The following is a 26,897-nucleotide window of genomic DNA, read 5'->3' as shown; positions in this document are numbered from 1 at the left end:
CTGGCTAACGCTCTCTTACAGTTGTACGATGACTTACCTCTTTAGGTATCCCCCTTTATTTTTCGATTTGAGGTTTGCGAACATGACGCCACAAGAACTAAAAACAGTCCTGTCTTCCGGCTTGCTCTCGTTCCCGGTTACCGACTTTGACGCGGCCGGTGACTTCCGTGCCGACACCTATGCCCGCCGCCTGGAGTGGCTGGCACCTTACGGCGCCAGCGCGTTGTTCGCGGCGGGGGGCACCGGGGAATTTTTCTCCCTGGAGTCCAAGGAATACACCCAGATCATCAAGACTGCGGTGGACACCTGCAAAGGCCAGGTGCCCATCCTCGCCGGTGCCGGTGGCCCTACACGCCAGGCCATTGCCTACGCCCAGGAGGCCGAGCGCCTCGGTGCCGCCGGTATTCTGCTGATGCCTCACTACCTCACTGAAGCCAGCCAGAAAGGCCTGGTGGCCCACGTTGAGCAGGTGTGCAACTCGGTGGATTTCGGCGTGGTGGTGTACAACCGCAACCTGTGCCGTCTCAACGCCGACAGCCTGGAACAGTTGGCCGAGCGCTGCCCGAACCTGATCGGTTTCAAGGACGGCATCGGTGAAGTCGAATCCATGGTCTCGATCCGTCGCCGCCTCGGCGACCGCCTGACCTACCTCGGCGGGCTGCCGACCGCCGAAGTTTATGCCGCGGCCTACAAGGCCCTGGGCGTGCCGGTGTATTCCTCGGCGGTGTTCAACTTCATCCCGAAAACCGCGATGGATTTCTACCGCGCGGTGGCCGCCGACGACCACGCCACCGTGGGCCGCTTGATCGATGATTTCTTCCTGCCGTACCTGGCGATCCGCAACCGTTGCGAAGGTTATGGCGTGAGTATCGTCAAGGCCGGTGCACGCCTGGTCGGCCACGACGCCGGCCCGGTGCGCGCGCCGTTGACCGACTTGCTGCCTAAAGAAGTGGAGCAGTTGGACGTGCTGATCAAGGCATTGGGCGCCCAGTAAGCCCCTTGTAGGAGCGAGCTTGCTCGCGAAAAAACCACAGACGACTCGGGCCACCCGGTAACGCTGTGTGTTGGTTGACGCGTTTCGCGGGCAAGCCCGCTCCTGCAACCGCCTTATCAACTACCTCGAAAAAACCGGGCGGCAGATGTAGCGCCCCTCGGTGTGAATACCGGCAAAAACAAGGAGAACAACATGCCGTATCAACCCTCGAAAAAAAGACCGGTGCGTTGCGCGCTGGCCCTGGTGGTCCTCGGTTGCAGCCCGCTGTCATGGGCGCTGCAAGCCCCGTCAAAACTGCAAGTACCGACCCTGGCCTTTGATGACCGGCAAATCATCCTGGTGTGGGAAAAGCCTGCCGAGCATGCCGGCATCAAGGATTACCGGGTCTACGCCAACGGCACGCTGCTGGGCAGCGCCAATGCCAATAATGACCAGGTATCACCGGCCAAACCCTACATCGACCAGTTTTATCGGCAAGACACCGCCAACTTTCATCATCGCATCGGCATTCACAGCTTCACCGCCCAGGGCCTGAAGCCTGACACGGCGTACCGCTTCACTGTGCGTTCGGTGGACGGCAACGGCAAAGAGTCTGCCGACAGCGCCCCGGTGCTGCAACGCACCACCCCGGTTGCGGCGATATTCGACGTGAAAAAATACGGCGCCAAAGGCGACGGCAGCCATCTCGATACCCTGGCGATCCAGAACGCCATCGATGCCTGCACCGTCGGTTGCAAAGTCTTGTTGCCTGAAGGCACCTACAAAAGCGGCGCGCTCTACCTCAAGAGCAACATGACCCTGGAGATCGCCGAAGGCGCGACCTTGCTCGGCTCCGAGCGCGCCGAAGATTACCCCCTGGCCGGCTACATCCAGTACCCATATTCCACCACCGTGCGCCCGGCCTCGCTGATCAACGCGTTGCCCCGTGATCCACGCCAGCATCAGTCATTCGAAAACATCCGCATCGTCGGCAAGGGCACCCTCGACGGCAATGGCTGGAAGCGCAACGCCGATGTCGTCGACGAGCGTGGCCAGGCGCTGCCGTTCTACCTGCCCAGCGACAATACCCGCTATGCCCAGGACGGCATCCTCGCCAAGGCGCAGGTGGAACAGGCCGTGGCGCGCGGCATGAACGTCAAGGATGCCTACGGGCAGATGCGCTCCTCGCTGATCACCCTGCGCAATGTGAAGAACGTGTTCTACGGCGGCTTCACCGTGGTGAACCCGGCGTTCCACGGCATCATGAACCTGGAGACCGAAAACGTAGTGCTGGCCAACACCACCCACAAGACCTACGACGCCAACAACGGCGACGGCATCGAGTTCGCCAACAGCAAGGGTGCGATGGTGTTCAACAACTTCTTCGACACCGGCGATGACTGCGTGAATTTCGCGGCCGGCACCGGTGCCGATGCCGTGCACCAGCCGCCGCAGGAAGACGCGTGGATCTTCAACAACTACTTCCGCAAGGGCCATGGCATGGTGGTCGCCGGCAGTCACACCGGCGCTTGGATCCAGAACATCCTGGCCGAAGACAACGTGTCGGACGGCACCGATGCCGGGTTGCGCATGAAAAGCACCAACTTCATGGGCGGCGGCGCGCGCAACGTGACATTCCGCGACTCGGCGATCCGCAACACGGTCAAGCAGGCGTTCATTTTTACCCTCGACTACAACGACCCGAACGCCAAGCTCGACTATCAGCGCTCAACCATCGCGGGGCAGTTCAAGGACATTCGGGTGAGCGACGTGAGCGTCGAGAATGCCCAAGGGGCGGCGATCGAGGTCAAGGGTGATGCAGCGCACAACGCCTACCATCAGGGCCTGGTGTTCGAGCGCGTGCGTTTCAGCGGCGCGGCCAAAGCGCGTATCGATGGACTGAAAGACTCACGCTTCGACCACGTGGTCTTCAGCCAGACCGGCGGTGCCAACCCGTGGCAGGTCAGCGATAGCCAAGGGTTGGTGTTTAAGGACGTGGAGCCGGCGCCGTAAGCGCAAACGTTATGGTGAATGGACCGTTGCACTGTTAGGAGCGAGCTTGCTCGCGAAAAACGCCCAGGCAACGCGTTCATTCTCGATAAGCGCGGTGGCCCTGAGTTCTTCGCGAGCTCGCTCCTACAAAAAGCTTTAGTTCCCTCGCCACAGGTCGGACTGCCCGTAAAGTTGGGTAGATGCCCATGCCCGCTCACCACTGGGGAATCTATTACGTCCTGCGTTAATAGACCTGCGGCACAATGATTTCCGCTGGCGTCGGGCTGCGCGAGTAGTCCTCCTGGCGGACCCGTTGCGGCAGCTCGATCACCGGCAGTTCCACTTCTTCATAAGGCATTTGCCCAAGCAGGTGGTGGATGCAGTTGAGTCGGGCTTTCTTCTTGTCATCGGCCTGCACCACCCACCATGGCGCTTCGGCGATGTGGGTGCGTTCGAGCATGACTTCCTTGGCCTTGGTGTAAGCCTCCCAGCGCCGACGCGACTCCAGGTCCATGGGGCTGAGTTTCCACTGTTTGAGCGGGTCGTGAATGCGGCTGAGAAAGCGCAGGTGCTGTTCCTGGTCGGAAATGGAAAACCAGTATTTGATCAACTGGATGCCGGAGCGGGCGAGCATGCGTTCGAATTCCGGCACGGTGCGGAAGAACTCTTCGTACTGGTCTTCGTTGCAAAAGCCCATGACTTGTTCGACGCCGGCGCGGTTGTACCAACTGCGGTCGAACAGCACGATTTCACCCGCAGCCGGCAGGTGCGAGACATAGCGCTGGAAGTACCATTGCGTCTGCTCACGATCATTCGGGGCGGGCAGGGCGGCGACGCGGCAGACCCGTGGATTGAGTCGTTGGGTAATGCGCTTGATTACACCGCCTTTGCCGGCGGCATCGCGACCCTCGAACAGGATCACCACTTTGGCGCCGGTCTTGACCACCCAGCTTTGCAGCTTCACCAGTTCGCCCTGCAGGCGGAACAGTTCGCTGAAGTAAATCCTGCGCGCGGCCTTCTCGGGGCTCTCCTCGACGTGCTCATCGAACAGTGCGTTCAGGTCGTGCCCGTCTTCGGATAATTCCAGTTCCAGCTCTTCGTCACTGTGATCCAGCAGCTCACGGTGGATGCGCTGGATCAAGGCGTCTTCGGTTGTGTACATGGGAAGGAGCTCGCGTCGTGGAGGATGGCAAAGTCTTAGTCGCATTTTGTTACCAACCAATTACAACAAAATGCGCGGATGCGGCGGAAAGGAGGGACGAAATAGCGGTTTGCCATTCAATTTTCATAAAAGCGTAACAAACCTGCTGCAAAGTTCCGGGAGCCCGTAATCACAAGGATTTCCCTGAATGAAACGTCTGATGAAGTCAGCTGCACTCGCCGTTGCGGTTTCTCTAAGTGCCACCTCGGTATTTGCTGCCGAGAACGTCCGTCTGACAGGTTCTGGCGCCAGTTTCCCAGCGCCGATCTACCTCACCTGGTTCAAGGATTTCAGCAAGAAGACCGATGGCGTCACCGTTGACTACCAATCCAAAGGCAGCGGCGCGGGTGTACAGGACTTCCTGAACAAAACCGTGGACTTCGCCGCCAGTGACTCGGCGATGAAAGATGAAGACATCGCCAAGGTCGCCGAAGGCGTGCAGTTGCTGCCGATGACCGCAGGCGAAATCGTGCTGGCGTTCAACCTGCCAGGCAATCCTAAAGAACTTAAGCTGCCACGCGATGTGTACTCCAACATCTTCCTGGGCAAGATCACCAAGTGGAACGATCCGCAGATCGTCGCTGCCAACCCTGGCCTGAAACTGCCGGACATGCCGATCACCGTGGTCGTGCGTGCGGACTCCAGCGGTACCACTGCCGTTTTCACCAAGCACTTGGCGGCCATCAACCCGCAGTTCCAGAAGGACTTGGGTGAAGGCAACACCGTCAACTGGCCAGCCAGCGACAAATTCATCAAATCGCCGAAGAACGATGGTGTGACCGCCACCGTGCGCCAGACTCCAGGCGCGATTGGCTACATCGAATACGGCTTCGCCAAGCTCGCCAAGGTTGACTTTGCCCAGCTGCAAAACAAGGCCGGCAAGTACGTCGTACCTAACGCCGAAAGCGGTGCCGAAGCACTGGCAGCAGTGAAGATGCCGGAAAGCCTGGTGGCCTGGCTGCCGGACCCGGACGGTGCCAAGTCCTACCCGATCACGTCCTACACCTGGATGATCTTCCGCAAGGACAACGGCAACCCGGCCAAAGCCAAAGCCATGCGTGAAATGGTCGAGTACAGCCTGACCGAAGGTCAGAAAATCGCCGACTCGATGGGCTATATCCCGCTGCCGAAATCGGTGGTCGAACAGGTTCGCAAAGCGTCTGCCAACATCCAGTAACGCTCGTGAGGCCTCTCTCGGCGGGTGCTGTCAGCCCGGCCGGGAGAGTTACCCCCCTGTTCCGGAATTAGCCAATGAACACACCGTTTGTCGTACCGGGTAACCCGGATTCTGCCTGCCAGCCACCTTCTACGAAGGACTTCCTGGTTGACCGCACCTTCCGTGCGCTTGCACGAATAGGCGTGGTCCTGGTGCTGGCGTTGGTGTTTGCCCTGGTGTTCGAAGTCGGTCGCAAGGCCCTTCCAGGCATGGAAAAGCACGGTTTTGACGTGCTGCTGGGCAGCGTCTGGGATGTCAACCAAGGCAAGTACGGCATTCTGCCGGCCATCTGGGGCACGCTTTACAGTGCCTTTATCGCGTTGCTGATCGCAGGTGTTTTCGGCGTCAGCATGGCGATTTTCCTCACTCAGGATTTTTTGCCGGCGAAGCTGGCGGCGGTGTTTCGTACCATCGTCGAACTGCTCGCGGCCATCCCCAGCGTTGTTTACGGCCTCTGGGGCATTTACGTGGTCATCCCGGCAATTCGGCCGTTGACCGCATGGTTGAACACTGAACTTGGCTGGATCCCCTTTTTCGGCACGTCCCTGAGCGGGCCGGGGTTGCTCCCGGCAGCCCTGGTGCTTGCAATCATGATTTTGCCGACCATCGCCGCCGTGTCGCAGGATGCGCTCACCGCCGTGCCGATGAAAACCAAGCAAGCCGCCTACGGCATGGGTACCACCCACTGGGAAGCGATTCTCAAGGTGATGGTGCCGTCCGCCGCCACCGGCATCTTCGGTTCCCTGGTGCTGGGCCTGGGCCGCGCGCTCGGTGAAACCATGGCCCTGGCCATGCTGGTGGGCAACGCCAACAACATCTCTCTGTCGTTGTTCGCACCGGCCAACACCCTGGCGGCCTTGCTGGCGCTGAACTTCCCTGAAGCCGGGCCGAACGAGATCGAGGTGCTGATGTACGCCGCACTGGTGCTGATGTTGATCACGCTGATCGTGAACATCTTCGGCTCCATGATCATGATGTACGCCCAACGGGGTAATAAGTGATGACTGACCTCACTGCTGCAACCGACCTGACGTCCCCCGCCGGCGCACTGCCCAGCCTGCAACGCCGGTTCGAAGGCCGTGCCCTGCGCAGCCTGGTGTTGACCACCCTGGTCTGGACGGGCGCGCTGCTGGCCAGCGTGCCGCTGATTTCCGTGCTCTACATGCTGATCATGCGCGGCGGCGCACGCCTGAGCCTTGAAGTGTTCACCGAACTGCCACCCACCGGTTTCGAGACCGGCGGCGGTTTCGGCAACGCGATGGCCGGTACTTTCGTGATGGTCGGCATTGCCGCTGCCATCGCCGTGCCGGTCGGCATCATGGCGGCGATCTTCCTCGCCGAACTGGGCCCGGACAGCAAGCTGGCGAACGCCGCGCGTTTTGCCGCGAAGATGCTCACCGGCCTGCCTTCCATCCTGGCCGGTGTATTCGCCTACGCCCTGGTGGTGATGACCACCGGCACCTACTCGGCCCCGGCCGGTGGTGTGGCGCTGGCGGTACTGATGCTGCCGATCGTGGTGCTGACGGCTGAAGAGTCGATGCGCATGGTGCCCAAGATCATGAAGGACGCCGCCTACGGCATGGGCTGCACCCGCTCCCAGGTGATCTGGAAAATCGTCCTGCCCACCGGCCTGCCGGCAATCCTCACCGGCGTGATGCTCGCCGTGGCCCGCGCCGCAGGCGAAACCGCGCCGCTGTTGTTTACCGCGCTGTTCAGCAACTACTGGATCTACCACGACGGCAGCCTGGCGGTGATGAATCCGACGGCCTCGCTGGCCGTGCTGATCTACAACTTCTCCGGCATGCCCTTCGACAACCAGCTTGAACTCGCATGGGCGGCGTCGCTGGTACTGGTAATGATCGTGCTGGTCGTGAATATCGTGAGCCGTATCTTCGGCAAGCCAAAGTATTGAAAACGGGAGCATCTGAATCTTGAACGTATCAACTGCGCAAATAGCCGCTCCGTTTGTCACCCAGGCACCTGTGGTCATGGACTGCAAGCTGGACAAGATCTTCTACGGCAACTTCATGGCCGTGCGTGACAGCCATGTGCCGATCGAAAAGAACAAGATCACCGGCTTCATCGGCCCGTCTGGCTGCGGTAAAAGTACCGTGCTGCGTAGCCTCAACCGCATGAACGACCTGGTCAAAGGCTTCCGTTTCGAGGGCCATGTGCACTTCCTCGGGCAGGACGTCTATGGCAAGGGCGTGGATCCGGTGGTCGTGCGCCGCTACATCGGCATGGTGTTCCAGCAGCCGAACCCGTTCTCGATGAGCATCTTCGACAACGTCGCCTTCGGCCTGCGTCTGAATCGCTACAAAGGCGACCTGGGCGACCGCGTCAAGCACGCCCTGCAAGGCGCTGCGCTGTGGGATGAGGTCAAGGACAAGCTCAAGGTCAGCGGCCTGTCGCTGTCCGGTGGCCAGCAGCAACGTCTGTGCATCGCCCGCGCCATCGCCACCGAGCCGGAAGTGCTGTTGCTCGATGAACCCTGCTCGGCGCTTGACCCGATTGCCACGCGCCGGGTCGAGGAGTTGATGGTCGAGCTGAAGAAGGACTACACCATCGCCCTGGTGACCCACAACATGCAGCAGGCCATCCGTGTGGCCGACACCACGGCGTTTTTCTCGGTGGATATTTCCCAGGGCACGCGCACCGGCTACCTGGTGGAGATGGGCCCGACGGCGCAGATCTTCGAGAACCCGCGTGAACAAATGACCGGGGACTACATCAGCGGCAAGTTCAGCTGATGCCCCTGCGGGAGCTGGGATGCTCCCGTATTTTCAACTGCTTATGGGAATGCCAATGCCTGCAACACGACGCCTTGATTTGCCCGCGATTGAACGTGCACTGCGTGAGGTGCAACAGCGCTTCGCCGAGCTCAGCCGGGACTTTACCGAGCCGCGCGACCCGTTGACCGACGAAGTGCTGCACAACGTGCTTGAAGGCTACGCGCTGATTGACGACTATGTCGCGCGGGGCGTCGACCTGTTCGACCTTCAGCAACTGAACCTGATGCTGGAGATCAACGCCACCGTGCTCTGCGGCAGCGACCCGGCACGCCGCCTGGAATACGCCCAGCACCTGGCGGCGACCGAGGAACACTTCTTCAACAACGTCGAGGGCGGCATCAAGGATTTGTACAACTGGTACTGCGCGTATCGCAGTGAATCAGTCTGGAAGCGCGCCGCCGGGGTGTATGTACGCATCCTCAGCAAGCCGCAGCTGTTCATTGAAGGCAACAACCGCAGCGGTTCGCTGATTGTCAGCTATTTGCTGATGCGTGCAGGCTTGCCGCCGTTCGTGCTGACGCTGGAGAACGCCGAGGGCTACTTCAACCCTTCGTCGGTGATCCGCAACTCAGCCAAACATGGAGTCAAGGCGTTGTACGAATTGCCCAAGATCAAGAAAAAATACGCCGCCTTCCTGGAAGAACAGGCGCCGGATCCGAACAAGTTTTTTCTTAAAGACCAGCCCTTGCCTGTCTATCAAGGGGGCCATTGATGAGCGGTTATCCCGTGTTCGCCAAGGCAGGGCGGGCTCTCAAGCGTGTTTTCCTGATGCAGCAGCGTCCGCGCATCCGCATTTCCTTCGATATCGACGATACCCTGGCCTGCCAACTCCATCATTGCGACGTCGAGCCGAGCCGGCTGCCAGCCTGCGTGCACCGTTGGCTGGGTGAGCCCTTGCGGATCGGCACACGCTCCCTGACCCGCGAACTACGCCGCCAGGGCTGCAGCATCTGGGTCTACACCTCGTCCGGTCGCACGCCGTCTTATATCCGCCGTTGGCTGATGCTCTACGGCATCCGCGTCGACGGCGTGGTCAACAGCGTGCTGCACAACCACGCGCTGACGGCACACGGCCTGTCCAACGCCCCCTCTAAATTCCCGCCGGCCTTCGACATCGACCTGCATGTGGATGACTCCGAAGGTGTGCGCAGTGAAGGTCATGACCATGGTTTCCGCGTGGTAGTGGTGGATCCTCAAGACGAAAACTGGGCACAGCGGGTGTTGGAGGCCGTAGCGCAGGTCCAGGCGCAGTTGGCCTGGCAGCAGCCGCTCCGGTACAAAAAGACAACACGGCAGCGCGCGGAGGTTTTTTCTTCCTGAGGCGCTGTGAAAATCCAGAAAAGCCACTCGAACGATTGGTTTTTTTTGTCTTGCCGCAGCGCCCCGAGCGGCCTCAGTCGGAGCGTGCCGCCTCCATGCCGCGCCGAATACGCATCAGGTCTTGATACGCCTCGGTGCGCTTTGCGTCGGCTATCTGTTTCGCTTCGGTAAAGCGCAGCCAGTCACCGGCATCGGCCAGGCTGCTGCCTATGATGGCGTAGGCCTGTGTTTCCAGGCGGTCTGCCTCGTAGAACAGCTCGGTGTTCCTGGCCAGCTCTGCTTCCCAGCCGGTTTGTTTCGACGCTTCACGCCTATTCGCTGCCATGGCCTTCACCCCAAGGTCGTCATGTGCGAGCGAAGAGTGGAGAGGCCTGCTCGAGGCCGCCGGGTTCGTAGCTCGCGTAGGAGCGACACGAGCCGTTCTCGTGTCTGATAAATCCTTCAATGTTGATGGATAAACGTGGGGGTTCGTTCAAATTAGTTCGGGGGGCGGGCCGTACCCTCGGCTCGATCTATGTGATATCGGCAGCAGGCCTGGTGCTGGTACTGGGCGTCTGCCTGTTTATCTCCGAAGGCGGCGCACTGATCAATGTGATCGGCAACGGCGTGGCCACCCTGTTCATTGCCCGCTGGGATGGGGCGCTGGACCGTTAGCCACTCAAGCGGGAGTTGGGGTAGGTCGCAGAAAGCCTTGGTCAATCGGCCGGTTTGGCTGTGCCCAGCACGCGATTCAACTCGCCAGCGACAGCGATGAGTTGTTGTTCCAGTGCTTCAACCTCAGAAAGGCTAATGCCATTGTTGATAACTTGCAGGGTTTTAGCCCGCTTCTTTGGAGCGGGCGCCAGATTGTGTGCTTGTTGCGAAATCAACACCTGACGCAACAGATTGTTGATCACGGTTTGATAGCCCGTACCGGCGCTTTCTGCGCGTTCACGGGCGGCATCGATTACCGCATCGTCAAGCATGATGGTGATGCGGGTCTTGCCCTTGTTGCTGGCGACAGCACCGCGTTTGCCGTGGGTGAAATCGTATTCGTCTTTCATTGTTCAAGCCTCCAGATAACGGCGCCGTTCATTTTTTGATGCGAGCCTGGCGCTGATAACGCGTACGAAATTCGGATCGCGGTAAGTGTATGTCACTACCAAAATTCGTCCCCTCGCGTCAGTGCCCATGGTCACCCAGCGCTCTTCACCGTGATCGTGGTCTTGTATCGTCAGGGCGATCTCATCGTTGAACACCGGTTCTGCGTCCGCCAGGCTTATGCCCTTGTGCTTCTGCTGATTGGCGATGTTTTTTGCCTCATCGTATTGAATCCTGAACGTCTTCATTATGCATACTTTATATGTATGAAAAAGCGGTTGAAGGAACCGTCAGTCAGGAAGATGGCCAGCCATAAATAGCGGTAGTGTGAATTTGCCATGTTCCGCTCGGTCAGTTGGGTCTCGATCTTGCTGAGGTTGCCAACATATTTCCGTGCGTAATGGTTAATCCGTTACGTAGAAGGATTCTGTTTTGATTGTCGGAAGAGGCGAGCCTGAATAGGCGACTAATCGGACAGATCAACGTTCGCGGGGCCGGATCAATACTAAGTTTGTTCACATCAACCCTTATTCCCCAGCATGCTCATTTCACTGACCACACCGGGGAAAAGGTCGGGACGCTACCTTCAACGCATATGCAAAATAATCGGACTGCTGCTGGCCGGGTCGGTATGCCCGCGCAGCTTGCCGACTGCCTTGGCGTCGACCGCCTCCCCGTGGTTGCCCCAGGTGCTGCGTACGTAGGTCAGCACCTGGGCGATTTCCTCATCGGACAATTGCTCACGAAACGCCGGCATGCGGTAGGCGTCCGGTACGCCGGCGGCCACTACCCGTTGTGAGCCGTTGAGGGTGATGTTGATCGCCGAGGCGCTTTCCTTGGCCAATGCCGAGGTGGCGCCGGCCAGAGGCGGCATCCATTCGGGTTGGCCCTTGCCGTCAAGGCCATGGCAGGAGGCGCAGCGGGTCGCGTAGGTGTGGGCGCCGGGGACGTCCTGGCGTGTGTCGGCGGTCGTGTACTGCCAGGGTGTGCCGTCGCGCTGTGGGTCGCCGGGCAGTGACTTGAGGTAACGGGCGATGGCGGCCAGGTCGGCGTCTTCCATGAACTGCGTGGAGTTGTTGAAGGCTTCGGTCATCGAGCCGTAGACCACCGCATGGGCGTTGCGCCCGGTCTTGAGGAATTGCACGATCTGCGGCTCGCTCCAGCGCCCCAGCCCGGTGTTCGGGTCCTGGCGCAGGCTCGGTGCGTACCAGCCGTCGAGCAGGGCGCCGGCGAGGAACGGCTTGCCGGATTCGTCCAGGGCTTTTTCGTTGAAGGCCAGGCCGCGCGGCGTGTGGCAGCTGCCGCAGTGGCCAGGGCCTTGGACGATATAGGCGCCGCGATTCCACAGTGCGTCCTGGTCGGGTTTGGCCGCGTAAGTGGCGGTCGGCGCGAAGAGGCCGTTCCACAGGGCGATGGGCCAGCGCAGATTGAGCGGCCAGGGAATATCGCTGGGGATGTTGGGCTCGTTGGCCGGTTGTACGCCTTGCATGAAGAACGCATACATCGCGCGTATATCGTCGTCGCTGAGCTTGGCGTAAGACGGGTAGGGCATCGCCGGGTAGAGCCGCCGGCCGCCCGGTGCCACGCCGTGGCGCACTGCACGGTCGAAGTCGGCCAGGCTGTAGGTGCCGATGCCGTGGGTGCGGTCCGGAGTGATGTTGGTGGCGTGAATGGCGCCCAGCGGCGTGGCCATTTCCAGGCCCCCGGCGAAGGGCGCCTTGCCCGGCAGGCTGTGGCAGGCGACGCAGTCACTGAGGCGGGCGACATACTCGCCGCGACTGACCTGTGCGGGGTCGACGCTGGCGGCCTGTTCCTGTTCGAACGGTGACGCGGGCTGGCGGGTGACATACCAGGCCAGCAAGCCGGCGGCGACCAGGCAGGGCAGCACCAGCCAGCCTGCGGTTCTTGCGAATCGACGGTTGTTCATGGGCGGTCTCGCTCGGTTAGCTGAAGGTGTGTCGGCTTAATGGCAGGCTGCGCACACGCTGGCCGGTCAACTGCGCTACCGCATTGACCACGGCTGGCGCCACAGCGGGGAGCGGAGGCTCACCGATGCCGCCCATCTTCTCGCCACTCTCGACGATCTTTACGTGCACCTGCGCCATCCGTGAGGGCGGCAGGATCGGGTAAAGGTCGTAGTTGCGTGCCCGTGGCTTACCCTCCACGTACACCGCTTCCTCCAGCAGGGTTTGCGATAAACCCAGGGCCACCGCGCCATTGACCTGGGCTTGCACAATCGCCGGGTTGACGATGCTGCCGGGGTCGATGGCTTCCCAGATGTGGTGGACCTTGACCTGGCCGTTCTCAAGCGAGACTTCGGCAATCACCGCCGCGTGGGAGCCAAATGGCGAGGCCATGGCCACGCCACGGGCGCGCCGGGTGCCGTCTTCGGCGGTGTAGGGGCCACGCTTCCAGCCACCGGACAACTCGCCCACGGCCTTGAGCAGGGTGGTCAGCCGTGGGTTGTCGCGCAGCAGATGCAGGCGCAGCTCATAGGGATCGCGGCCGCCTTTGTCCGCCAGCTCATCGAGGAACGCTTCGTAGAAGAAGTCATTCAGCGAATTGCCCACCGAACGCCAGTAACCGAGCATGGCCGGGCCCTTGACGTAGATCTGCGCGATGCGTTTGTTGGGGATGGCGTAGCTCTTGCCCGACAGGCCTTCAAGGGCGGTGGGGTCGAGTTTTTCGCCCTGCTTGCCGGCGATGGCCTCGGTAGGGCCTTCGGTGGCGCTCACCGCTTCGATCGCCACCGGCAGGCCGTCGGCGTCCAGCGCGGCGCGGAACTTGACCACCGCGACCGGGCGCAACACGTCGCGCAGGAACTCTTCCTCACGGCTCCAGATCAGCTTGATCGGACGGCCCACCGCCTTGGCCAATGCAATCGCCTGCGGGTAAGGGCTGGCCGAGTCATACAGGAAGTGTCGGCCGAAAAACCCGCCCAGCAGCGGCGAGTGCAGGGTCACTTGCGCGGGGTCGAGCCCGGCGCGCTTGGCGATGTCGGCGCGGAACATATCGGGCGCCTGGTTGGGCAGCCAGATCTCCAGCGAACCGTCGGGGTTGAAGCGCGCCAGGGCTGACGGTGGCTCAAGTTGCGCATGGTTGAGGTATTGGTTGTGGTAGGTGGCCTCGACCTGGGTCTTGGCGTTTTTCAACGCGCCGGCCACATCGCCTTCGTTCTCGTCGTCACGGGCCGGACCTTGCTGGGCCGCGAGAAAATCGCGAAAGCCGTCGCTGGAGAAATCCGCGGGCATGCCGCGCACTTTTGAGTCGGCCGTGGGTTCCTGCCAGTCGACCTGGATCGCCTCCACCGCACGCTTGGCGTGCCACCAGCGTTCGGCCACCACGGCCACCGCACCGGGCAGCACATGCACGGAGTGCACGCCTTTCATGGCTTCGACCTGGGATTGGTTACGCAGGCTGCCCACGGTCATGCCCAGGCGCGGCGCGTGCTGCACGGCGGCGTGGAGCATGCCGTCGACCTTCATGTCGATGCTGTACTGTGCCTTGCCGGTGGATTTGTCATAGGCATCCAGGCGCTTGACCGGCTTGCCGATCCAGCGGAACTGGCTCGGGTCGCGCAGGGTGATGCTGGCCGGGTCGGGCACCGGCATGTCCAGCGCGCGGCCGGCCAACTCGCCGTAGCCCAGGGAGCGGCCGGACGCGGCGTGCACCACGCGGCCGGGTTGGGTGGTCAGTTGCGCCACCGGCACACCGAGCTGCTCGGCACCGGCCTGCAACAGCATGGCGCGGGCGAGGGCGCCCAGGCGACGCATGACCGGGTAGCTCATGCGTACCGACATGCTGCCGCCGGTGATGCGCATGCCGTTTTCCATCACCACGTAGGCTTCACCGGGCGGTGCGGCTTCGACGATAAAGGTGGCGGGGTCGGCATCCAGCTCTTCGCCGACGATCTGCGCCATGGCGGTATGGGTGCCTTGGCCGCCTTCCATAAAGGGGCTGAGCAGGCGCACCGTGCCGTCCGGGCGAATCTCCAGGAACGCCGGCACCTGGGTGCCGCGTTCTGCGGCACTGGCGGCCTGCACTCGGGCCGAGCCCAGCGGCAGGCCGAAACCGATGACCAGCGCACCCACGGCCGTGCTGGCCAGGAAGCGGCGACGCGACAGGTTGATCGGCTCGCCCAGGGTGATGCCAGGGATGACGGATGGCGTGTTCATCAGGCGCTCTCCTTCCCGGCGGCCAGGTCATGCATGGCGGCATGGATGGCGTTGTAGGTGCCGCAGCGGCACAGGTTGACCATGGCCGCGTCGATCTGCGCATTGGTGGGGGCAGGGGTGTGCTTGAGCAACGCGGTGGCGGCCATCACCTGCCCGGACTGGCAGTAACCGCATTGCGCCACCTGATGCTCGACCCAGGCACTGACCACCCGCTTGCCGACTGCATCGGCTTCGATGGCCTCGATGGTGGTGATTTCACGCCCGACCACCCCGGCCACCGGCGTGACGCACGAACGCACGACATTGCCGTCCACCAGCACCGAGCAGGCGCCGCATTGGGCCAGGCCGCAGCCATACTTGGTGCCGGTCAGCCCGAGGTCATCGCGGATCACCCATAGCAACGGCGTGTCCGCGTCGGCGTCGACCTGATAGGCCTTTTGGTTGATGCGTAATTCCATGGCTGACTCACCTGCTGATCATCGGTTGGGATGGCTTGTTTCTTATAAGAAAGGCGATGGGCGCCCATTGTCGAACTCTAGACCAGGGCACAAGGGCTATCTATGAAAAAGCCGAAGACTCGGAGGATCAGGCAAGTATTCAGGAGGATTGAGTCAGTCAGGCAAGGTGGTCGATCAACATAGGGACCGGCCCCCGATTGATTTGTGAGCCTTCATTGATCTGGGTCAATACAAGCCCCGATTGACTCAAGATGGCCGTCCGAGAGCGGTAGAGCCGTTTTTATGGGTGATATCATGGCGCCACTATTTTGGCGTGACAGGCGCCAGTCTTACCCATGGACATGAGGCTTTAGGGAAATGCTTAAGAACGCTCCGCTGCGTCTGAAACTGTTGTTGATTCTGCTGCTGCCGATGCTCGGGTTCCTGACCCTGGCCGGCGTGTTTGTGGTGGACAACTACAAAACGCTGCGCGACATGAACACCACGGTGATGGCCAGCGCCACCGCCCAGAAGTTAAGCCAACTGATTACCACGTTGCAGCGCGAGCGCGGTGCCAGTGGCGTGTTCCTCGGCAGTGGCGGCAAGTCCATGGGCGATCGCATGGTCCAGATGCGCAGGGACTCCAGCACGGCCGTCGAGGTGGTGCGCGGTGTGTCCACCTCCGGCAATGCGAACCTGGACGACGTCCTGCGGGCCCTGGACCAGCTGCCGGCCATGCGCGAACAGGTCGATAAACTGAGCATCAACAGCACCGAATCCGGCGCGCGTTATACCCAGATCATTCAAGTGCTGACCGGCTACACCCATTCCCTGGAAGCGAGCGTCAACAACGCGACCATCGTCTACGCGCTGGGTGCACTGAATCAATTTATCGAGATGAAAGAGCGCGCCGGCCGTGAGCGCGTGGTGCTGGGCCTGGTGTTCAACCAGGGGCATTTCGATGAGGCGCTGTTGTCGCGCTTCAGCCGCAACCTGGGCGAGTTCGGCGCCTACTACGAGGCGTTCCGGCGCAAGGCGCCCGCGGCCTCACTTGCGCAGTTCGATACGCAAATGCAGCAACCTGCCGCCGTCGAAGTCGCCAAGTTGCAGCGCCTGGCGTTTGAGGTGCCGATGGGGCAGGCGCTGGGGATCAAACCCGAAGCCTGGTTTGAAACCTCCACCCAGCGCATTGACCTGATGAGCCAAGTGGAGGAAGCCCTGGGCCAAAGTGTCAGCAGCCTGGCAATGCACGAGCGTGATGACGCCAGCCGCGCCCTGTGGCTGACCATCGGCGCGGTGATCGTGTCCCTGTTGGCAGTGGCGGTGTTGTCCTGGCTGATCATCCGCATGATCGATTCGGCGGTGCGCGACCTGAACCGCGTGCTCAACGACCTGGCACAGCGCGACCTCACCGCGCGGGCGACTTATGAGAGCAAAGACGAATTCGGTCAGATCTCGCGCAACCTCAACCGCATGGCGCAAGAGATCAGTGGCGTGGTGCAGGAAATCGGCAGCGCCACCGCACAGGTTGCAACGGCGGCGGAGGAGTCCTCAACCGTGACGATGCAGACCAGCCAAAGCGTCGAGCGCCAGCGCCAAAGCACTGAACTGGTGGCCACGGCGATCAACGAAATGAGCGCCACCGTGCGCGAGGTGGCGCACAGCACCAACGATGCGGCGCAACTGTCGCAACGGGTCAATACCAGCACCACCCAAGGGCGCACCGAGATCGAAGGCACCATCACGCTGATCCGCCAGCTCTCGGGGCAGGCCGAGGACACCGCGCTGATCATTGACGAGCTCAAACAGGAAAGCGATGGGATTTCCTCCGTGCTGGACGTCATTCGCGGCATTGCCGAGCAAACCAACCTGCTGGCCTTGAACGCGGCCATCGAAGCGGCGCGGGCAGGGGATCATGGACGCGGATTTGCCGTGGTGGCCTCCGAGGTACGGGTGCTTGCCCAGAAGACCCAGGAGTCCACGGGGAACATTCAGCAGATGATCAGCAACCTGCAAAGTGGTTCCGATCGCGCGAGCTCGTCCATGCAGGACACCCTGGGCAAGGCCCAGGACGGGGCGCGCAAGGTCGAACGTGCGGGTGAATTGTTGTTGGAGATCGCCGAAGGCGTGGCCAGTATCAGTGATCGCAACCTGCAGATTGCTTCGGCGGCTGAAGAGCAGAGTGCGGTTTCAGAAGACATCAACCGTAACGTCAACGAGATCAACGACCTGGTCATCCAGGTCAGTGCCGGCGCCGAGCAAACCGCAATCACCAGCCAGGAACTGGCGCGCCTGGCCGAGCACCAGCAGGATCTGGTCAATCGTTTCAAAGTGGCGTGAGGCGAGGGCGGCCGGCTCCGACGGCGGTGGGTCAGTCGACCTCTACAGAGACTGACACTCCACCATCGGGAGCAAGCCCCCTCCCACAGTTGTTTAGCGGTGTTGGATGGATTGTGGCGAGGCTTTGATTTCGACGAAGCCTGTTCCATTAGTCCGCCCACCCGTCACGCACCGCACTGCGAATCCCCTCCAGCAACATCGCGAATGCCGGGTTGTCATTGTTCTCGCGCCAGATCAGGTGCAGTTCACTCTGTGCGCCTTCGCCCAGGTCGATATCGCGAAACACCACGTTCTTGAACACCACACTGCTGGCGCAACGCGGTACCAGCGCCAATCCCATGCCGGCGTTGACCAGGGCCAGGATGGTCAGGGACGAGCCCAGCCACTGCACATATTCGGGGGCGACACGCGCCGAGCGCAGCAGGCCGGTGAGCAGTTCGTTGAACGGCGGGTAGGCCGAATGGGCGTACATCAGGAAGGGCTGGGCGTCGAGGTCGTGGACGCTGACGCTGTCGGCGCTGGCCAGTCGATGGCTGCTCGGCACCGCCAGTACAAAGGGCTCGCGCACCAGGCATTCGGTGGCATAACCGGGCTCCAGCAGGGGCGCGCGGACGATGCCCAGGTCGATGCGGCGCGCACGCAGGGCTTCGTATTGCTGGTAGGTGTTCATCTCCGAGAGGTCGATCTTGACCTGAGGCTGCTTGAGCCGTGCCTCGGCAATGACCCTGGGCAAAAACTCATACACCGCGCTGCCGACGAAGCTGATATTCACCGTGCCAATGTCGCCCTCGGCAAAACGTCGCGCGGTCACGGCCGCCTGCTGGGCCCGTTCCAGCAGGTTCTGGGCCTCGATAAAAAACGCCCGCCCGGCGGCAGTGAGGGCGACGCTGCGGGTGGTGCGGGTAAACAGCTCCACGCCGAGGTGATGTTCCAGTAATTGGATCTGCCGGCTGAGGGGCGGCTGGGTCATGTTCAGGCGTTCGGCGGCGCGGCGAAAATTCAGCTCGGTGGCCACGGTGGTGAAGCAGCGCAGTTGCGTGAGTTCGAACATTGATCTAATCCAGGTATCAATCGAATGCCAAGTTAGATTAGACGGGAACAATCCCCGGCGTCCATGATCGGCACGTCCCTAAAAAAACAATGATTGGGAGTTGCCCTTGGATACCGTCCAGAATCCGCCCGACCCGAGCGTGCTTGCCCGAGCAGCCGCCAAGGTCAAGCGCCATGTACTGCCGTTGTTCGTGGTGATGTTCATCGTCAATTACATCGACCGGGTCAATATCGGCTTTGTGCGCAGCCATATGGAGACTGACCTGGGCATTGGCGCCGCCGCCTATGGCTTGGGTGCCGGGCTGTTCTTCATCGGTTACGCCATCTTCGAGGTGCCGTCCAACCTGCTGTTGCAGCGCTACGGCGCGCGGGCCTGGTTGACGCGCATCATGTTCACCTGGGGCGCGGCCGCGATGGCCATGGCCTTTGTCAAAGGCGAGACCAGTTTCTATATCCTGCGCTTCGTACTCGGCGCTGCCGAAGCCGGTTTTTTCCCCGGCATCATCTACTACTTCACCCAATGGCTGCCGGCCGCCGAGCGCGGCAAGGCAATGGCGATTTTCCTCAGTGGTTCGGCCATCGCCTCGGTGATTTCCGGGCCGGTGTCGGGGGCGTTGCTCAACGTCAGCGGCTTGAGCCTGCATGGCTGGCAGTGGATGTTCCTGATCGAGGGCTTTGCCTCCATCGTGTTGTGCGGGTTTGTGTGGTTCTGGTTGCAGTCTCACCCCCATCAGGCCAAGTGGCTCAGCGACGAAGAAAAACACGCGCTGGTGACGGCCATCGCGCTTGAGCAAACGGCCCGCGAAGCCACCCAGAGCGTGCGGCCGTCGATGTTCAAGCTGCTGGCCGACAAGCAGATCGCGCTGTTCTGCTTTATCTACTTTTCCATCGCCCTGACCATCTACGGCGCCACCTTCTGGCTGCCGAGCATGATCAAGAAAATGGGCAACCTCGGCGATTTCCAGGTGGGATTGTTCAACTCGATCCCGTGGTTGATTTCCATCGTCGCCATGTACGGTTTCGCCGCCCTGGCCAGCAAGTGGAAACACCAGCAGGCGTGGGTGGCGCTGATGCTGGTGATCGCCGCCGTCGGCATGTTCATGTCCACCATGGGCGGGCCGGTGTTTGCGTTTGTCGCCATCTGTTTTGCCGCGATTGGCTTCAAGGCCGCTTCCGCGCTGTTCTGGCCGATCCCCCAGGGTTACCTGGATGCGCGCATCGCGGCGGCGGTGATCGCCTTGATCAATTCGGTCGGCAACCTCGGCGGTTTCGTCGCGCCGACCACCTTCGGCCTGCTGGAGCAGACCACCGGTTCGATTGAGGGCGGGCTGTACGGCCTGGCCGCGACATCGCTGGTGGCCGCGGTGGTGGTGTTTTTTGCGCGCACTGCACCACGGCCCGGTGTGCCCCCCACCTCCAAACCGACTACTCATCATCACGCCTTGCGTCCAGGCCCACAGGGAGCCGCCTCTTGAAAATCGTCCGAGTCACCGTCACCCCCATCGCGTTTCGCGACCCGCCGCTGCTCAACGCCAGCGGTATCCACGAAGCCTTTGCGCTGCGCTCGATCATCGAAATCGAGAGCGACACCGGCTACATCGGCCTTGGCGAAAGCTACGGTGATGCCCCGGCGCTGGCGATCCAGCAACAGGTCAAGGACCAACTGATCGGCCTCGATCCGTTCAACCTCAACCAACTGCGCGCCATCGTGCAGGCCACCGTGGCGGCGCACAAACCGGCGAGCATTGCCGGCGCCGAACTGGCCCCCGGTTCCCATGCGAGCAAGGCAGTGAGCAATGCCTATTCGGCGTTTGAGGTGGCGTTTCTCGACCTGCAGGCGCACTCGCTGAATGTGCCGCTGGTGGACCTGCTGGGCGGCGCGATCCGCGACCAGATTCCGTTCAGCGCCTACCTGTTCTTCAAGTACGCCGAGCACATCGACTCGCCCTATAAACCCGACAGTTGGGGCGAAGCCCTCAACGAAGTACAGATCGTCGCCCAGGCGCGGCGGATGATCGAAACCTATGGCTTCAAAAGCATCAAGCTCAAGGCCGGTGCGCTGGATCCAGAACATGAAGTGGCGTGCATCAAGGCCTTGAAAAAGGCCTTCCCCGGCGTGCCGCTGCGCATTGACCCGAATGGCAACTGGTCCCTGGAAACCTCGATCCGCATGGCCGAATTGCTCGGCGATGATCTGCAGTATTACGAAGACCCGACCCCCGGCCTGGAAGGCATGGCCGAGTTGCACACACGTACCGGCTTGCCCCTGGCGACTAACATGGTGGTCACCGATTTTGACGAGTTCCGCCGCAGCGTGGCCCTGAACAGCGTGCAGATCGTACTCGCCGACCATCACTACTGGGGCGGCCTGCGCGACACCCAGGTATTGGCGAAGATGTGCCAGACCTTTGGCCTGGGCGTGTCGATGCACTCCAACTCACACCTGGGCATCAGCCTGATGGCCATGGCCCACGTGGCCGCGTCGGTGCCCAACCTCGACTACGCCTGCGACACCCACTACCCCTGGCAAGAACCGGACGAAGAAGTGATCAAGGGCGGCAAACTGCCGATTGTCGACGGCTGCGTGAAGATCACCCGTGCACCAGGGCTGGGCCTGGAACTGGACCATGATCAACTGGGCAAGCTGCATGACCAATACCTCAGCTGCGGCATTCGCCAGCGCGACGACGTGAAGCAGATGCAGCGCTATCAACCGGATTGGAAGACCGTCAAACCGCGTTTCTGAAGCTGGTCGCTTCGTTTGGCCCGGTGACCTGCGTCACCGGGCTTTTTTTAGCTGAAATCTTCTTCGAAATGCTCCTGCTCACCCCGTGTGTCGCTCTGGCGCCGCGCCACCTCCATCTGCCGTAACTCCACCCGGCGGATTTTGCCGGAAATGGTCTTGGGCAATTCGCTGACAAACTCGATCCGCCGCACCCGCTTGTAGGGCGCCAGATGTTCACGGGCGAAGGCGAGGATGTGCGCGGCCAGTTCGGCGCTGCCCGGGGCGTCATGGGCCAGGATCAGGAATGCCTTGGGCACCGCCAGGCGCACCGGATCGGGGCTGGGCACCACGGCCACTTCCATCACTGCCGGGTGTTCGATCAGCGCGCTTTCCAGCTCGAAGGGGCTGATGCGGTAGTCGGAGGCCTTGAACACGTCGTCGGCGCGCCCGACAAAGGTGATGTAGCCGTCGGCGTCGATCTGCGCGGTGTCGCCGGTGCGGTAGTAACCGTCGCGCATCACCTCGGCGGTTTTCTCCGGGCTGTCTTCGTAGCAGAGCATCAGGCCCAGTGGGCGTATATCCAGCGGCAGCGCGACTTCACCCTCGGTGCCCGGCACGCCGTCGGCGTCCAGCAGGGCCACCTGGTAGCCCGGCAACGGGCGGCCCATGGACCCTGGCTTGAGCAACTGGCCCGGCGTATTGCCGACCAGGGCGGTGGTTTCCGACTGGCCGAAGCCGTCGCGCAGTGGCAGGCCCCAGGCCTGTTGGATCTGCTCGATGATCTCCGGGTTCAGCGGTTCACCGGCGCCCACCAGTTCGCGCAGGTTCAGACGCGATTTGTAGCTGGCCAGGTCTTCCTGGATCAGCATGCGCCACACCGTGGGCGGGGCGCACAGGCTGGTCACCCGGTACTTCTCCAGTGCGCCGAGCAACGCCTGGGCACTGAACCGCGCGACGTTATGGATAAAGATGCAGGCGCTGGCATTCCACGGCGCGAACAGGCAGCTCCAGGCATGCTTGGCCCAGCCCGGCGAGGAGATGTTCAGGTGCAGGTCGCCGGGTTGCAGGCCGATCCAGTACATGGTCGACAGATGGCCGACCGGGTAGCTCTGGTGGCTGTGCAGCACCATCTTCGGTTTTGAAGTGGTGCCGGAGGTGAAATACAGCAGCATTGGGTCGGTGGCCAAGGTACGACCCTCGACCTCGAACCGCTCGGGGTATTCGAAAGCGGCGCTGTGCGCGACCCAGCCAGTAGGCGCCGCCCCCACACAGATGCGGCTGCAACCCTCGCCCAGGCCCTCGAACTTGCCGACATGCGCCTCGCCGACCACCAGGTGGCGGACCTGGCCCCGCTCGATGCGGTCGTGCAGGTCAACGGGGTTGAGCAGGGCGGTGGCGGGGATCACCACGGCGCCGAGCTTGAAGGCCGCCAGCATGGTTTCCCACAGCGCCACATCGTTGCCGAGCATCAGCAGCACGCGCTCGCCACGCCGCACACCGAGGGCGCGCAGGTGGTTGGCGACCTGGTTGGAGCGCGCGGCCAGTTGCTGGAAGCTGTAGCGCTGCTCGCTGCCGTCCTCTTCGACGATCCACAGCGCGTCGGCGGCATTGCCCTCGGCCATGGCATCGAAGTAATCCAGGGCCCAGTTGAAGGCGTCCAGTTGCGGCCAACGAAAGTCACGGGCGGCGGTGGCGTAGTCGGTACGGTGCGCGAGCAGAAAATCCCGGGCAGCCAGGAAGGACTGGGTCATGGTCGGTGTCCTTAATTATTGTTGTGGGGACTGACCCCTCGGGTGCATCGAGAGGCTGGACCGAGTATAGGCACGCATAAATAAGAGCAAAACGCTCAAAAACACCGGAGCGTTGTGCAAAAAAGTCATGGGCGATAAGGGCTGGCGAGTGGTGATTGACGGTTGATACGTAAAAGTCCAGTATGGAATTATAAGTACAAGAAATCCCGCTGCAGCTTTTTCTTCACGCTTGCCAAAACCAATAACAACTCGCGAGAAACGACATGAAGAAACTCTCCCTCATCACCGCCCTGGCCTTGGGCCTGATCGCCTCCAGCCAGCTGCTGGCCGCCGAGAAAACCCTGCGCATCGGTATCGAAGCGGCTTACCCGCCCTTTGCGTCCAAGACCGAGGAGGGCAAGATCGTTGGGTTCGACTACGACATCGGCAATGCGCTGTGTGCGCAGATGAAGGTCAAGTGTGTGTGGGTCGAAGGTGAATTCGACGGCCTGATTCCTTCCCTCAAGGTGAAGAAAATCGACATGGCCTTGTCGTCCATGACCATTAATGAAGATCGCAAGAAGTCGGTGGATTTCTCCCACAAGTACTACTTCACCTCATCGCGCCTGGTGATGAAGGACGGTGCCGTGGTGGACGACCAGTACGCCAGCCTCAAGGGCAAGACCGTGGGTGTGCAGCGCGCCACCACGACCGACCGTTATGCCACCGAGGTGTTTGAACCCAAGGGCATCAACGTCAAGCGCTACAGCAATAACGAAGAGATCTACATGGACCTGGCGGCAGGCCGACTGGACGCGATCTTCGCCGACACCATTCCCTTGAATGACTTTTTGCAGATGCCACGCGGCAAGGGCTATGGGTTTGTCGGCCCGGAACTCAAGGACCCGAAATACGTGGGCGAGGGCGCCGGGATCGCGGTGCGCAAAGGCAATAACGCGCTGGTCAGCGAACTGAACAGCGCCATCGATGGCATTCGCGCCAGTGGGGAATACCAGAAGATTTCACAGCAGTACTTCAAGGCTGACATCTACGGCGATTGAGCGTCATACGCGGGCAAAATGTGGTGGGAGAGGGCAAGCCCCCTCTCATATTTGATCAGCCCTTGAGCTCCTTCAAATGCTTGTAGACCGTGGCCCGGCCCATGCCCAGCACGTTGGCCACATAGTTCGAGGCGCTTTTGCCCTTGAACGCGCCTTCGGCATGCAGCGCCAGCACCAGCTCGCGCTTGTGGTCACGGGTGAGCAGGTTCAGGCTCAGCTGGCGCTCGCGCATCCAGGCATGCAGGAATGTGTTGATGCGCTCCTGCCAGTCATCGCGAAACAGCGAGTCCGGTTGCGGGATCAGCTTGCTCGGCGACAGGAACAGGTCCAGCGCCGCCTTGGCGTTTTCGAACAGTGAGATATTCAGGTTGATGCACAGCACCGCCAGGCGGCGACCTGTGTGGTCATGCAGCACGGTGCTCAGGCTGCGGATTTTCTGGCCATCCCAATTGAGCTTTTCGTAGGGGCCGATATTCACGTTACTGACGTCGGCGCTGAGCATGTCTTCCAGCGCCGAGTCGTCGCCAATGCCACGTTTGGACAGGTTATTGGCGATGTAATCGACTTTTTGCGTGCGCAGGTCATGCAGCACCACTTCGGCGTGGGGGAAGAACAGCGTGGCGATTGCATCGGCAATCGCGCGGAAATTCTGCAGGACTTTTTCGTGTTCGGCGCTGTTCATCAATGGGGCTCCAGGCGGGCGAGGGAGAGCATACCAGCGTCCAGGCCGAACCGTGTCAGTGGCTCCGGCAACGCTTCACCGCGCACCAGCGCTGCACTGGCCTGGCCCATGGCGGGCGATGTCTGGATCCCATAACCGCCTTGCGCCGCCACCCAGAACAGGCCGGGCACCTGTGGGTCGAAGCCGCTGAGCAAATCACCATCAGGCACAAAGCTACGCAGACCGGCCCAGGTGCGCGTCGGGCGGCGGATGCTCAGGGTGGTGGCTTCTTCGATCTGGTAGATGCCCATGGCGATGTCCAGTTCTTCGGGCTGGATATCCTGTGGCTCCACCGGGTCGGCATTCGCCGGCGAGCCGAGGAACATGCCGGCGTCGGGCTTCATGTAGAAGGCTTCGTCGAGGGCCACCAGCATCGGCCAGGCATGGCTATCCACGCCTTCGGGGCCGGCGAAGATAAACGCCGAGCGTCGCTTGGGTTGCAGGCCGATGGACGCGGCGCCCGCCAGCCCGCCGATATGATCGGCCCAGGCCCCGGCGGCGTTGATGATGATGGGTGCGGTGTAGGTCCCGTCCTGGGTGTTTACGTGCCAGAGTCCCGCGCTGTCACGGCTCAAGCCCAGTACATGGCTGTCGGTGCGCACTTCGCCCTGATTGCGCCGGATACCGCGCAAATAGCCCTGGTGCAGGGCGTCGGTGTCGATGTCGCTGGCGGTCGGGTCATACAGCGCGCCATGGACTTTTTCCCGGCGCAGGATCGGCAGGCGCGCGCAGGCTTCATCCGCCGTAAGCCGTTCGACCTGCGGCACCGTGGCCTTGGCGCTCAGGTACTGGGCCTGCAATTCGGCGGCGTCGCCGTTGAAGTCCACGGTCATTTCGCCGCGCGGCGTCAGCAGGGGATGCTCGCAGAAACCTGGCGGCGGGTTATCGAAAAACGCGCGGCTGGCCTGGGTCAACGCACGCACCTGCGGGGTGCCATACGCCGCCGTGTAGAGCGCCGCCGAGCGTCCGGTGGAGTGATAGGCCGGGTGGGATTCACGCTCCAGCACCAGCACCTTGCCATGCGGCGACAACCAGAAACCCGTGGACGCGCCGGCAATGCCGCCGCCGATGATGATGAAGTCTGCGTGGCTCATAAGTGTCTCCAAAGGGCATTGGCCAGTGCGATGTCTTCCAGGCCCAGGCCGATGGACCGGAAAAATACGTTGCGGTCATAGGCCGGGCGCTGTACCTGCTCACTGAGCAGTTCGGGCAAGTCGCCGACGATGGCGTTTTTGTCCCAGCCATGCTGTTCAGCGGCGATCAGCATCTCGCCGGCCGAGCCGGGGGTGGTCTGGCGATAGTCGCAGAACACCTGCATGGCGTTGAGGCTCTGGGGCGGCACTTCATGGGCACGCGGGGCGTTGGTGCTGATCGAGGTGATGAGCGCCGGCTTGCTCAAGCGCGACGGGTCGATCACCGGGCCGGCCGATGAGGTGCACAGCAGGATCACATCGGCGTCGGCCACCGCCGCATCGCAGCTGTCGGCGATGCTCAAGCGTGGATCCAGGCGTTTGATGGCGTCGGTATTGGCAGTGGCCAGGCTGGGCGAAAACACACTGATGCTCTGCCAGTCCCGCAGATTTTTCACGTAGTGCAGATGCGCCTGGGCCACCTTGCCGCTGCCGATGATCGCCAGGCGCCGCGCCGTTTGCGGGGCCAATGCCTCCACCGCCAGCGCAGTGGTCGCGGCGGTGCGCGCGGTGGTCAACTCGGCGGCATCGCACAGCAACAGGGGCTCCCCGGTTTGCATCGACATCAACAGCGTCCAGGCCGTCACCAGCGGCCCTTGCTCACGCACGATATACGGAGAGGTCTTGACCCCGTACACCCCCTCTTCAGCCAGCACGCCCAGGTAGTTGATGAAATCGCCGGCGCCGTGGGGGAACGCCACTAATTGCTGCGCCGGTTGCACCGCGTGCCCGGCGGCCAGGGCGCGGAACAGCGTGCGCAGGATCTGCGGCACATCGACTTGAGCGAGCAATTCACGGGCCTGGGCCTGGTTGATCACTTGGGGGGTGATGGACATACGCGCCTCTGGGTAAGAACTATTTTGTCTATTATGGACTTTTAGTTCTGTTGTTCAA

Annotated in this window: 24 protein-coding genes and 1 pseudogene; 13 read left to right on the top strand and 12 right to left on the bottom strand. The window is 61.7% G+C overall.

Going from position 1 to position 26,897, the window contains the following annotated elements:
* Positions 1-82: 82 nt before the first annotated feature.
* Positions 83-994 (top strand): 5-dehydro-4-deoxyglucarate dehydratase, encoded by a 912-nt coding sequence (gene kdgD / locus AD670_RS27405; protein WP_053139625.1) that lies wholly within the window; start codon positions 83-85, stop codon positions 992-994.
* A gap of 192 nt (positions 995-1,186) precedes the next feature.
* On the top strand, positions 1,187-2,986 hold the full coding sequence (locus tag AD670_RS27400) for a glycosyl hydrolase family 28 protein (protein ID WP_053139623.1): 1,800 nt from the start codon (positions 1,187-1,189) through the stop codon (positions 2,984-2,986).
* A gap of 223 nt (positions 2,987-3,209) precedes the next feature.
* Here the strand turns inward: AD670_RS27400 and ppk2 are convergent, their stop codons facing one another.
* Complete coding sequence (ppk2, locus tag AD670_RS27395; RefSeq protein WP_053139621.1) at positions 3,210-4,127, bottom strand: polyphosphate kinase 2; 918 nt, start codon at positions 4,125-4,127, stop codon at positions 3,210-3,212.
* Positions 4,128-4,314: 187 nt separating this feature from the next.
* Between ppk2 and pstS the strand changes: the two genes are divergently transcribed.
* From pstS to AD670_RS27365, 6 genes are all read left to right on the top strand, one after another.
* Positions 4,315-5,343 carry a phosphate ABC transporter substrate-binding protein PstS gene (pstS, locus tag AD670_RS27390; RefSeq protein ID WP_053139619.1) on the top strand — a complete coding sequence of 343 codons (1,029 nt, stop codon included), beginning with the start codon at positions 4,315-4,317 and terminating at the stop codon, positions 5,341-5,343.
* A 74-nt stretch (positions 5,344-5,417) separates the two neighbouring features.
* Complete coding sequence (pstC, locus tag AD670_RS27385) at positions 5,418-6,383, top strand: phosphate ABC transporter permease subunit PstC (protein WP_053139617.1); 966 nt, start codon at positions 5,418-5,420, stop codon at positions 6,381-6,383.
* Positions 6,383-7,294: a phosphate ABC transporter permease PstA gene (pstA, locus tag AD670_RS27380; protein ID WP_053139615.1), complete on the top strand. Its 912-nt coding sequence runs from the start codon at positions 6,383-6,385 to the stop codon at positions 7,292-7,294. Before pstC ends, pstA begins: the two co-directional genes overlap by 1 nt.
* A gap of 76 nt (positions 7,295-7,370) precedes the next feature.
* Positions 7,371-8,132, top strand: a complete 762-nt coding sequence (gene pstB / locus AD670_RS27375; RefSeq protein WP_010210300.1) for a phosphate ABC transporter ATP-binding protein PstB — start codon at positions 7,371-7,373, stop codon at positions 8,130-8,132.
* Between the two features lie 55 nt (positions 8,133-8,187).
* Complete coding sequence (locus AD670_RS27370) at positions 8,188-8,886, top strand: hypothetical protein (protein ID WP_053139613.1); 699 nt, start codon at positions 8,188-8,190, stop codon at positions 8,884-8,886.
* Positions 8,886-9,494, top strand: a complete 609-nt coding sequence (locus AD670_RS27365) for a hypothetical protein (protein WP_053139611.1) — start codon at positions 8,886-8,888, stop codon at positions 9,492-9,494. Before AD670_RS27370 ends, AD670_RS27365 begins: the two co-directional genes overlap by 1 nt.
* Positions 9,495-9,567: 73 nt before the next feature.
* Here AD670_RS27365 and AD670_RS27360 read toward each other — a convergent pair whose 3' ends face one another.
* Positions 9,568-9,819, bottom strand: coding sequence for a hypothetical protein (locus AD670_RS27360; protein ID WP_053139889.1), 252 nt, complete (start codon positions 9,817-9,819; stop codon positions 9,568-9,570).
* A gap of 170 nt (positions 9,820-9,989) precedes the next feature.
* Between AD670_RS27360 and AD670_RS27355 the strand changes: the two are divergent.
* Positions 9,990-10,148: pseudogene (locus tag AD670_RS27355) on the top strand (C4-dicarboxylate transporter DctA); the annotation flags it as partial.
* 41 nt (positions 10,149-10,189) lie between these two features.
* Here the strand turns inward: AD670_RS27355 and AD670_RS27350 are convergent.
* The 5 genes from AD670_RS27350 to AD670_RS27330 form a co-directional block, all read right to left on the bottom strand.
* Entirely contained in the window at positions 10,190-10,537 is a 348-nt protein-coding gene (locus tag AD670_RS27350; RefSeq protein WP_053139607.1) for a BrnA antitoxin family protein, read from the bottom strand.
* A 3-nt stretch (positions 10,538-10,540) separates the two neighbouring features.
* Positions 10,541-10,822 (bottom strand): BrnT family toxin, encoded by a 282-nt coding sequence (locus AD670_RS27345; protein ID WP_053139605.1) that lies wholly within the window; start codon positions 10,820-10,822, stop codon positions 10,541-10,543.
* A 338-nt stretch (positions 10,823-11,160) separates the two neighbouring features.
* Positions 11,161-12,501, bottom strand: coding sequence for a cytochrome c (locus tag AD670_RS27340; RefSeq protein WP_053139603.1), 1,341 nt, complete (start codon positions 12,499-12,501; stop codon positions 11,161-11,163).
* A 16-nt stretch (positions 12,502-12,517) separates the two neighbouring features.
* The gene (locus tag AD670_RS27335; protein ID WP_053139599.1) at positions 12,518-14,749 is read right to left on the bottom strand and encodes a molybdopterin cofactor-binding domain-containing protein; all 2,232 of its coding nucleotides are present in this window, start codon (positions 14,747-14,749) and stop codon (positions 12,518-12,520) included.
* The gene (locus AD670_RS27330; RefSeq protein ID WP_053139596.1) at positions 14,749-15,207 is read right to left on the bottom strand and encodes a (2Fe-2S)-binding protein; all 459 of its coding nucleotides are present in this window, start codon (positions 15,205-15,207) and stop codon (positions 14,749-14,751) included. The genes AD670_RS27335 and AD670_RS27330 overlap by 1 nt, the downstream gene beginning before the upstream one ends.
* A 411-nt stretch (positions 15,208-15,618) precedes the next feature.
* On the opposite strand from AD670_RS27330, the gene AD670_RS27325 reads away from it, so the two are divergent.
* A complete protein-coding gene (locus AD670_RS27325) occupies positions 15,619-17,526 on the top strand; it encodes a methyl-accepting chemotaxis protein (protein WP_371263203.1) in 1,908 nt (635 codons plus the stop codon).
* A gap of 148 nt (positions 17,527-17,674) precedes the next feature.
* On the opposite strand, the gene AD670_RS27320 is transcribed toward AD670_RS27325, so the two are convergent.
* Positions 17,675-18,577 (bottom strand): LysR substrate-binding domain-containing protein, encoded by a 903-nt coding sequence (locus AD670_RS27320; protein WP_053139592.1) that lies wholly within the window; start codon positions 18,575-18,577, stop codon positions 17,675-17,677.
* Positions 18,578-18,683: 106 nt separating this feature from the next.
* Between AD670_RS27320 and AD670_RS27315 the strand changes: the two genes are divergently transcribed.
* Together AD670_RS27315 and AD670_RS27310 are read left to right on the top strand one after the other, a co-directional pair.
* Complete coding sequence (locus tag AD670_RS27315) at positions 18,684-20,051, top strand: MFS transporter (protein ID WP_053139886.1); 1,368 nt, start codon at positions 18,684-18,686, stop codon at positions 20,049-20,051.
* Positions 20,048-21,322, top strand: a complete 1,275-nt coding sequence (locus AD670_RS27310) for a glucarate dehydratase family protein (RefSeq protein WP_053139590.1) — start codon at positions 20,048-20,050, stop codon at positions 21,320-21,322. Before AD670_RS27315 ends, AD670_RS27310 begins: the two co-directional genes overlap by 4 nt.
* A 47-nt stretch (positions 21,323-21,369) precedes the next feature.
* On the opposite strand, the gene AD670_RS27305 is transcribed toward AD670_RS27310, so the two are convergent.
* Positions 21,370-23,052, bottom strand: coding sequence for an AMP-binding protein (locus AD670_RS27305; RefSeq protein WP_053139588.1), 1,683 nt, complete (start codon positions 23,050-23,052; stop codon positions 21,370-21,372).
* 263 nt (positions 23,053-23,315) lie between these two features.
* Between AD670_RS27305 and AD670_RS27300 the strand changes: the two genes are divergently transcribed.
* Positions 23,316-24,092 carry an ABC transporter substrate-binding protein gene (locus AD670_RS27300; RefSeq protein WP_053139586.1) on the top strand — a complete coding sequence of 259 codons (777 nt, stop codon included), beginning with the start codon at positions 23,316-23,318 and terminating at the stop codon, positions 24,090-24,092.
* Positions 24,093-24,147: 55 nt separating this feature from the next.
* Here the strand turns inward: AD670_RS27300 and AD670_RS27295 are convergent, their stop codons facing one another.
* From AD670_RS27295 to AD670_RS27285, 3 genes are read right to left on the bottom strand one after another with little or no spacing between them, the layout of a single operon-like run.
* Positions 24,148-24,774: a transcriptional regulator gene (locus AD670_RS27295; protein WP_053139584.1), complete on the bottom strand. Its 627-nt coding sequence runs from the start codon at positions 24,772-24,774 to the stop codon at positions 24,148-24,150.
* Positions 24,774-25,907 carry an FAD-binding oxidoreductase gene (locus tag AD670_RS27290; RefSeq protein WP_053139582.1) on the bottom strand — a complete coding sequence of 378 codons (1,134 nt, stop codon included), beginning with the start codon at positions 25,905-25,907 and terminating at the stop codon, positions 24,774-24,776. The genes AD670_RS27295 and AD670_RS27290 overlap by 1 nt, the downstream gene beginning before the upstream one ends.
* Positions 25,904-26,839, bottom strand: a complete 936-nt coding sequence (locus tag AD670_RS27285) for an ornithine cyclodeaminase family protein (protein ID WP_053139580.1) — start codon at positions 26,837-26,839, stop codon at positions 25,904-25,906. Before AD670_RS27285 ends, AD670_RS27290 begins: the two co-directional genes overlap by 4 nt.
* Between the last annotated feature and the right edge of the window lie 58 nt (positions 26,840-26,897).

This window comes from Pseudomonas sp. MIACH (assembly GCF_001269925.1).
Taxonomy (GTDB): Bacteria; Pseudomonadota; Gammaproteobacteria; order Pseudomonadales; family Pseudomonadaceae; genus Aquipseudomonas.
This window is presented reverse-complemented; position numbering and strand designations above follow the sequence as displayed.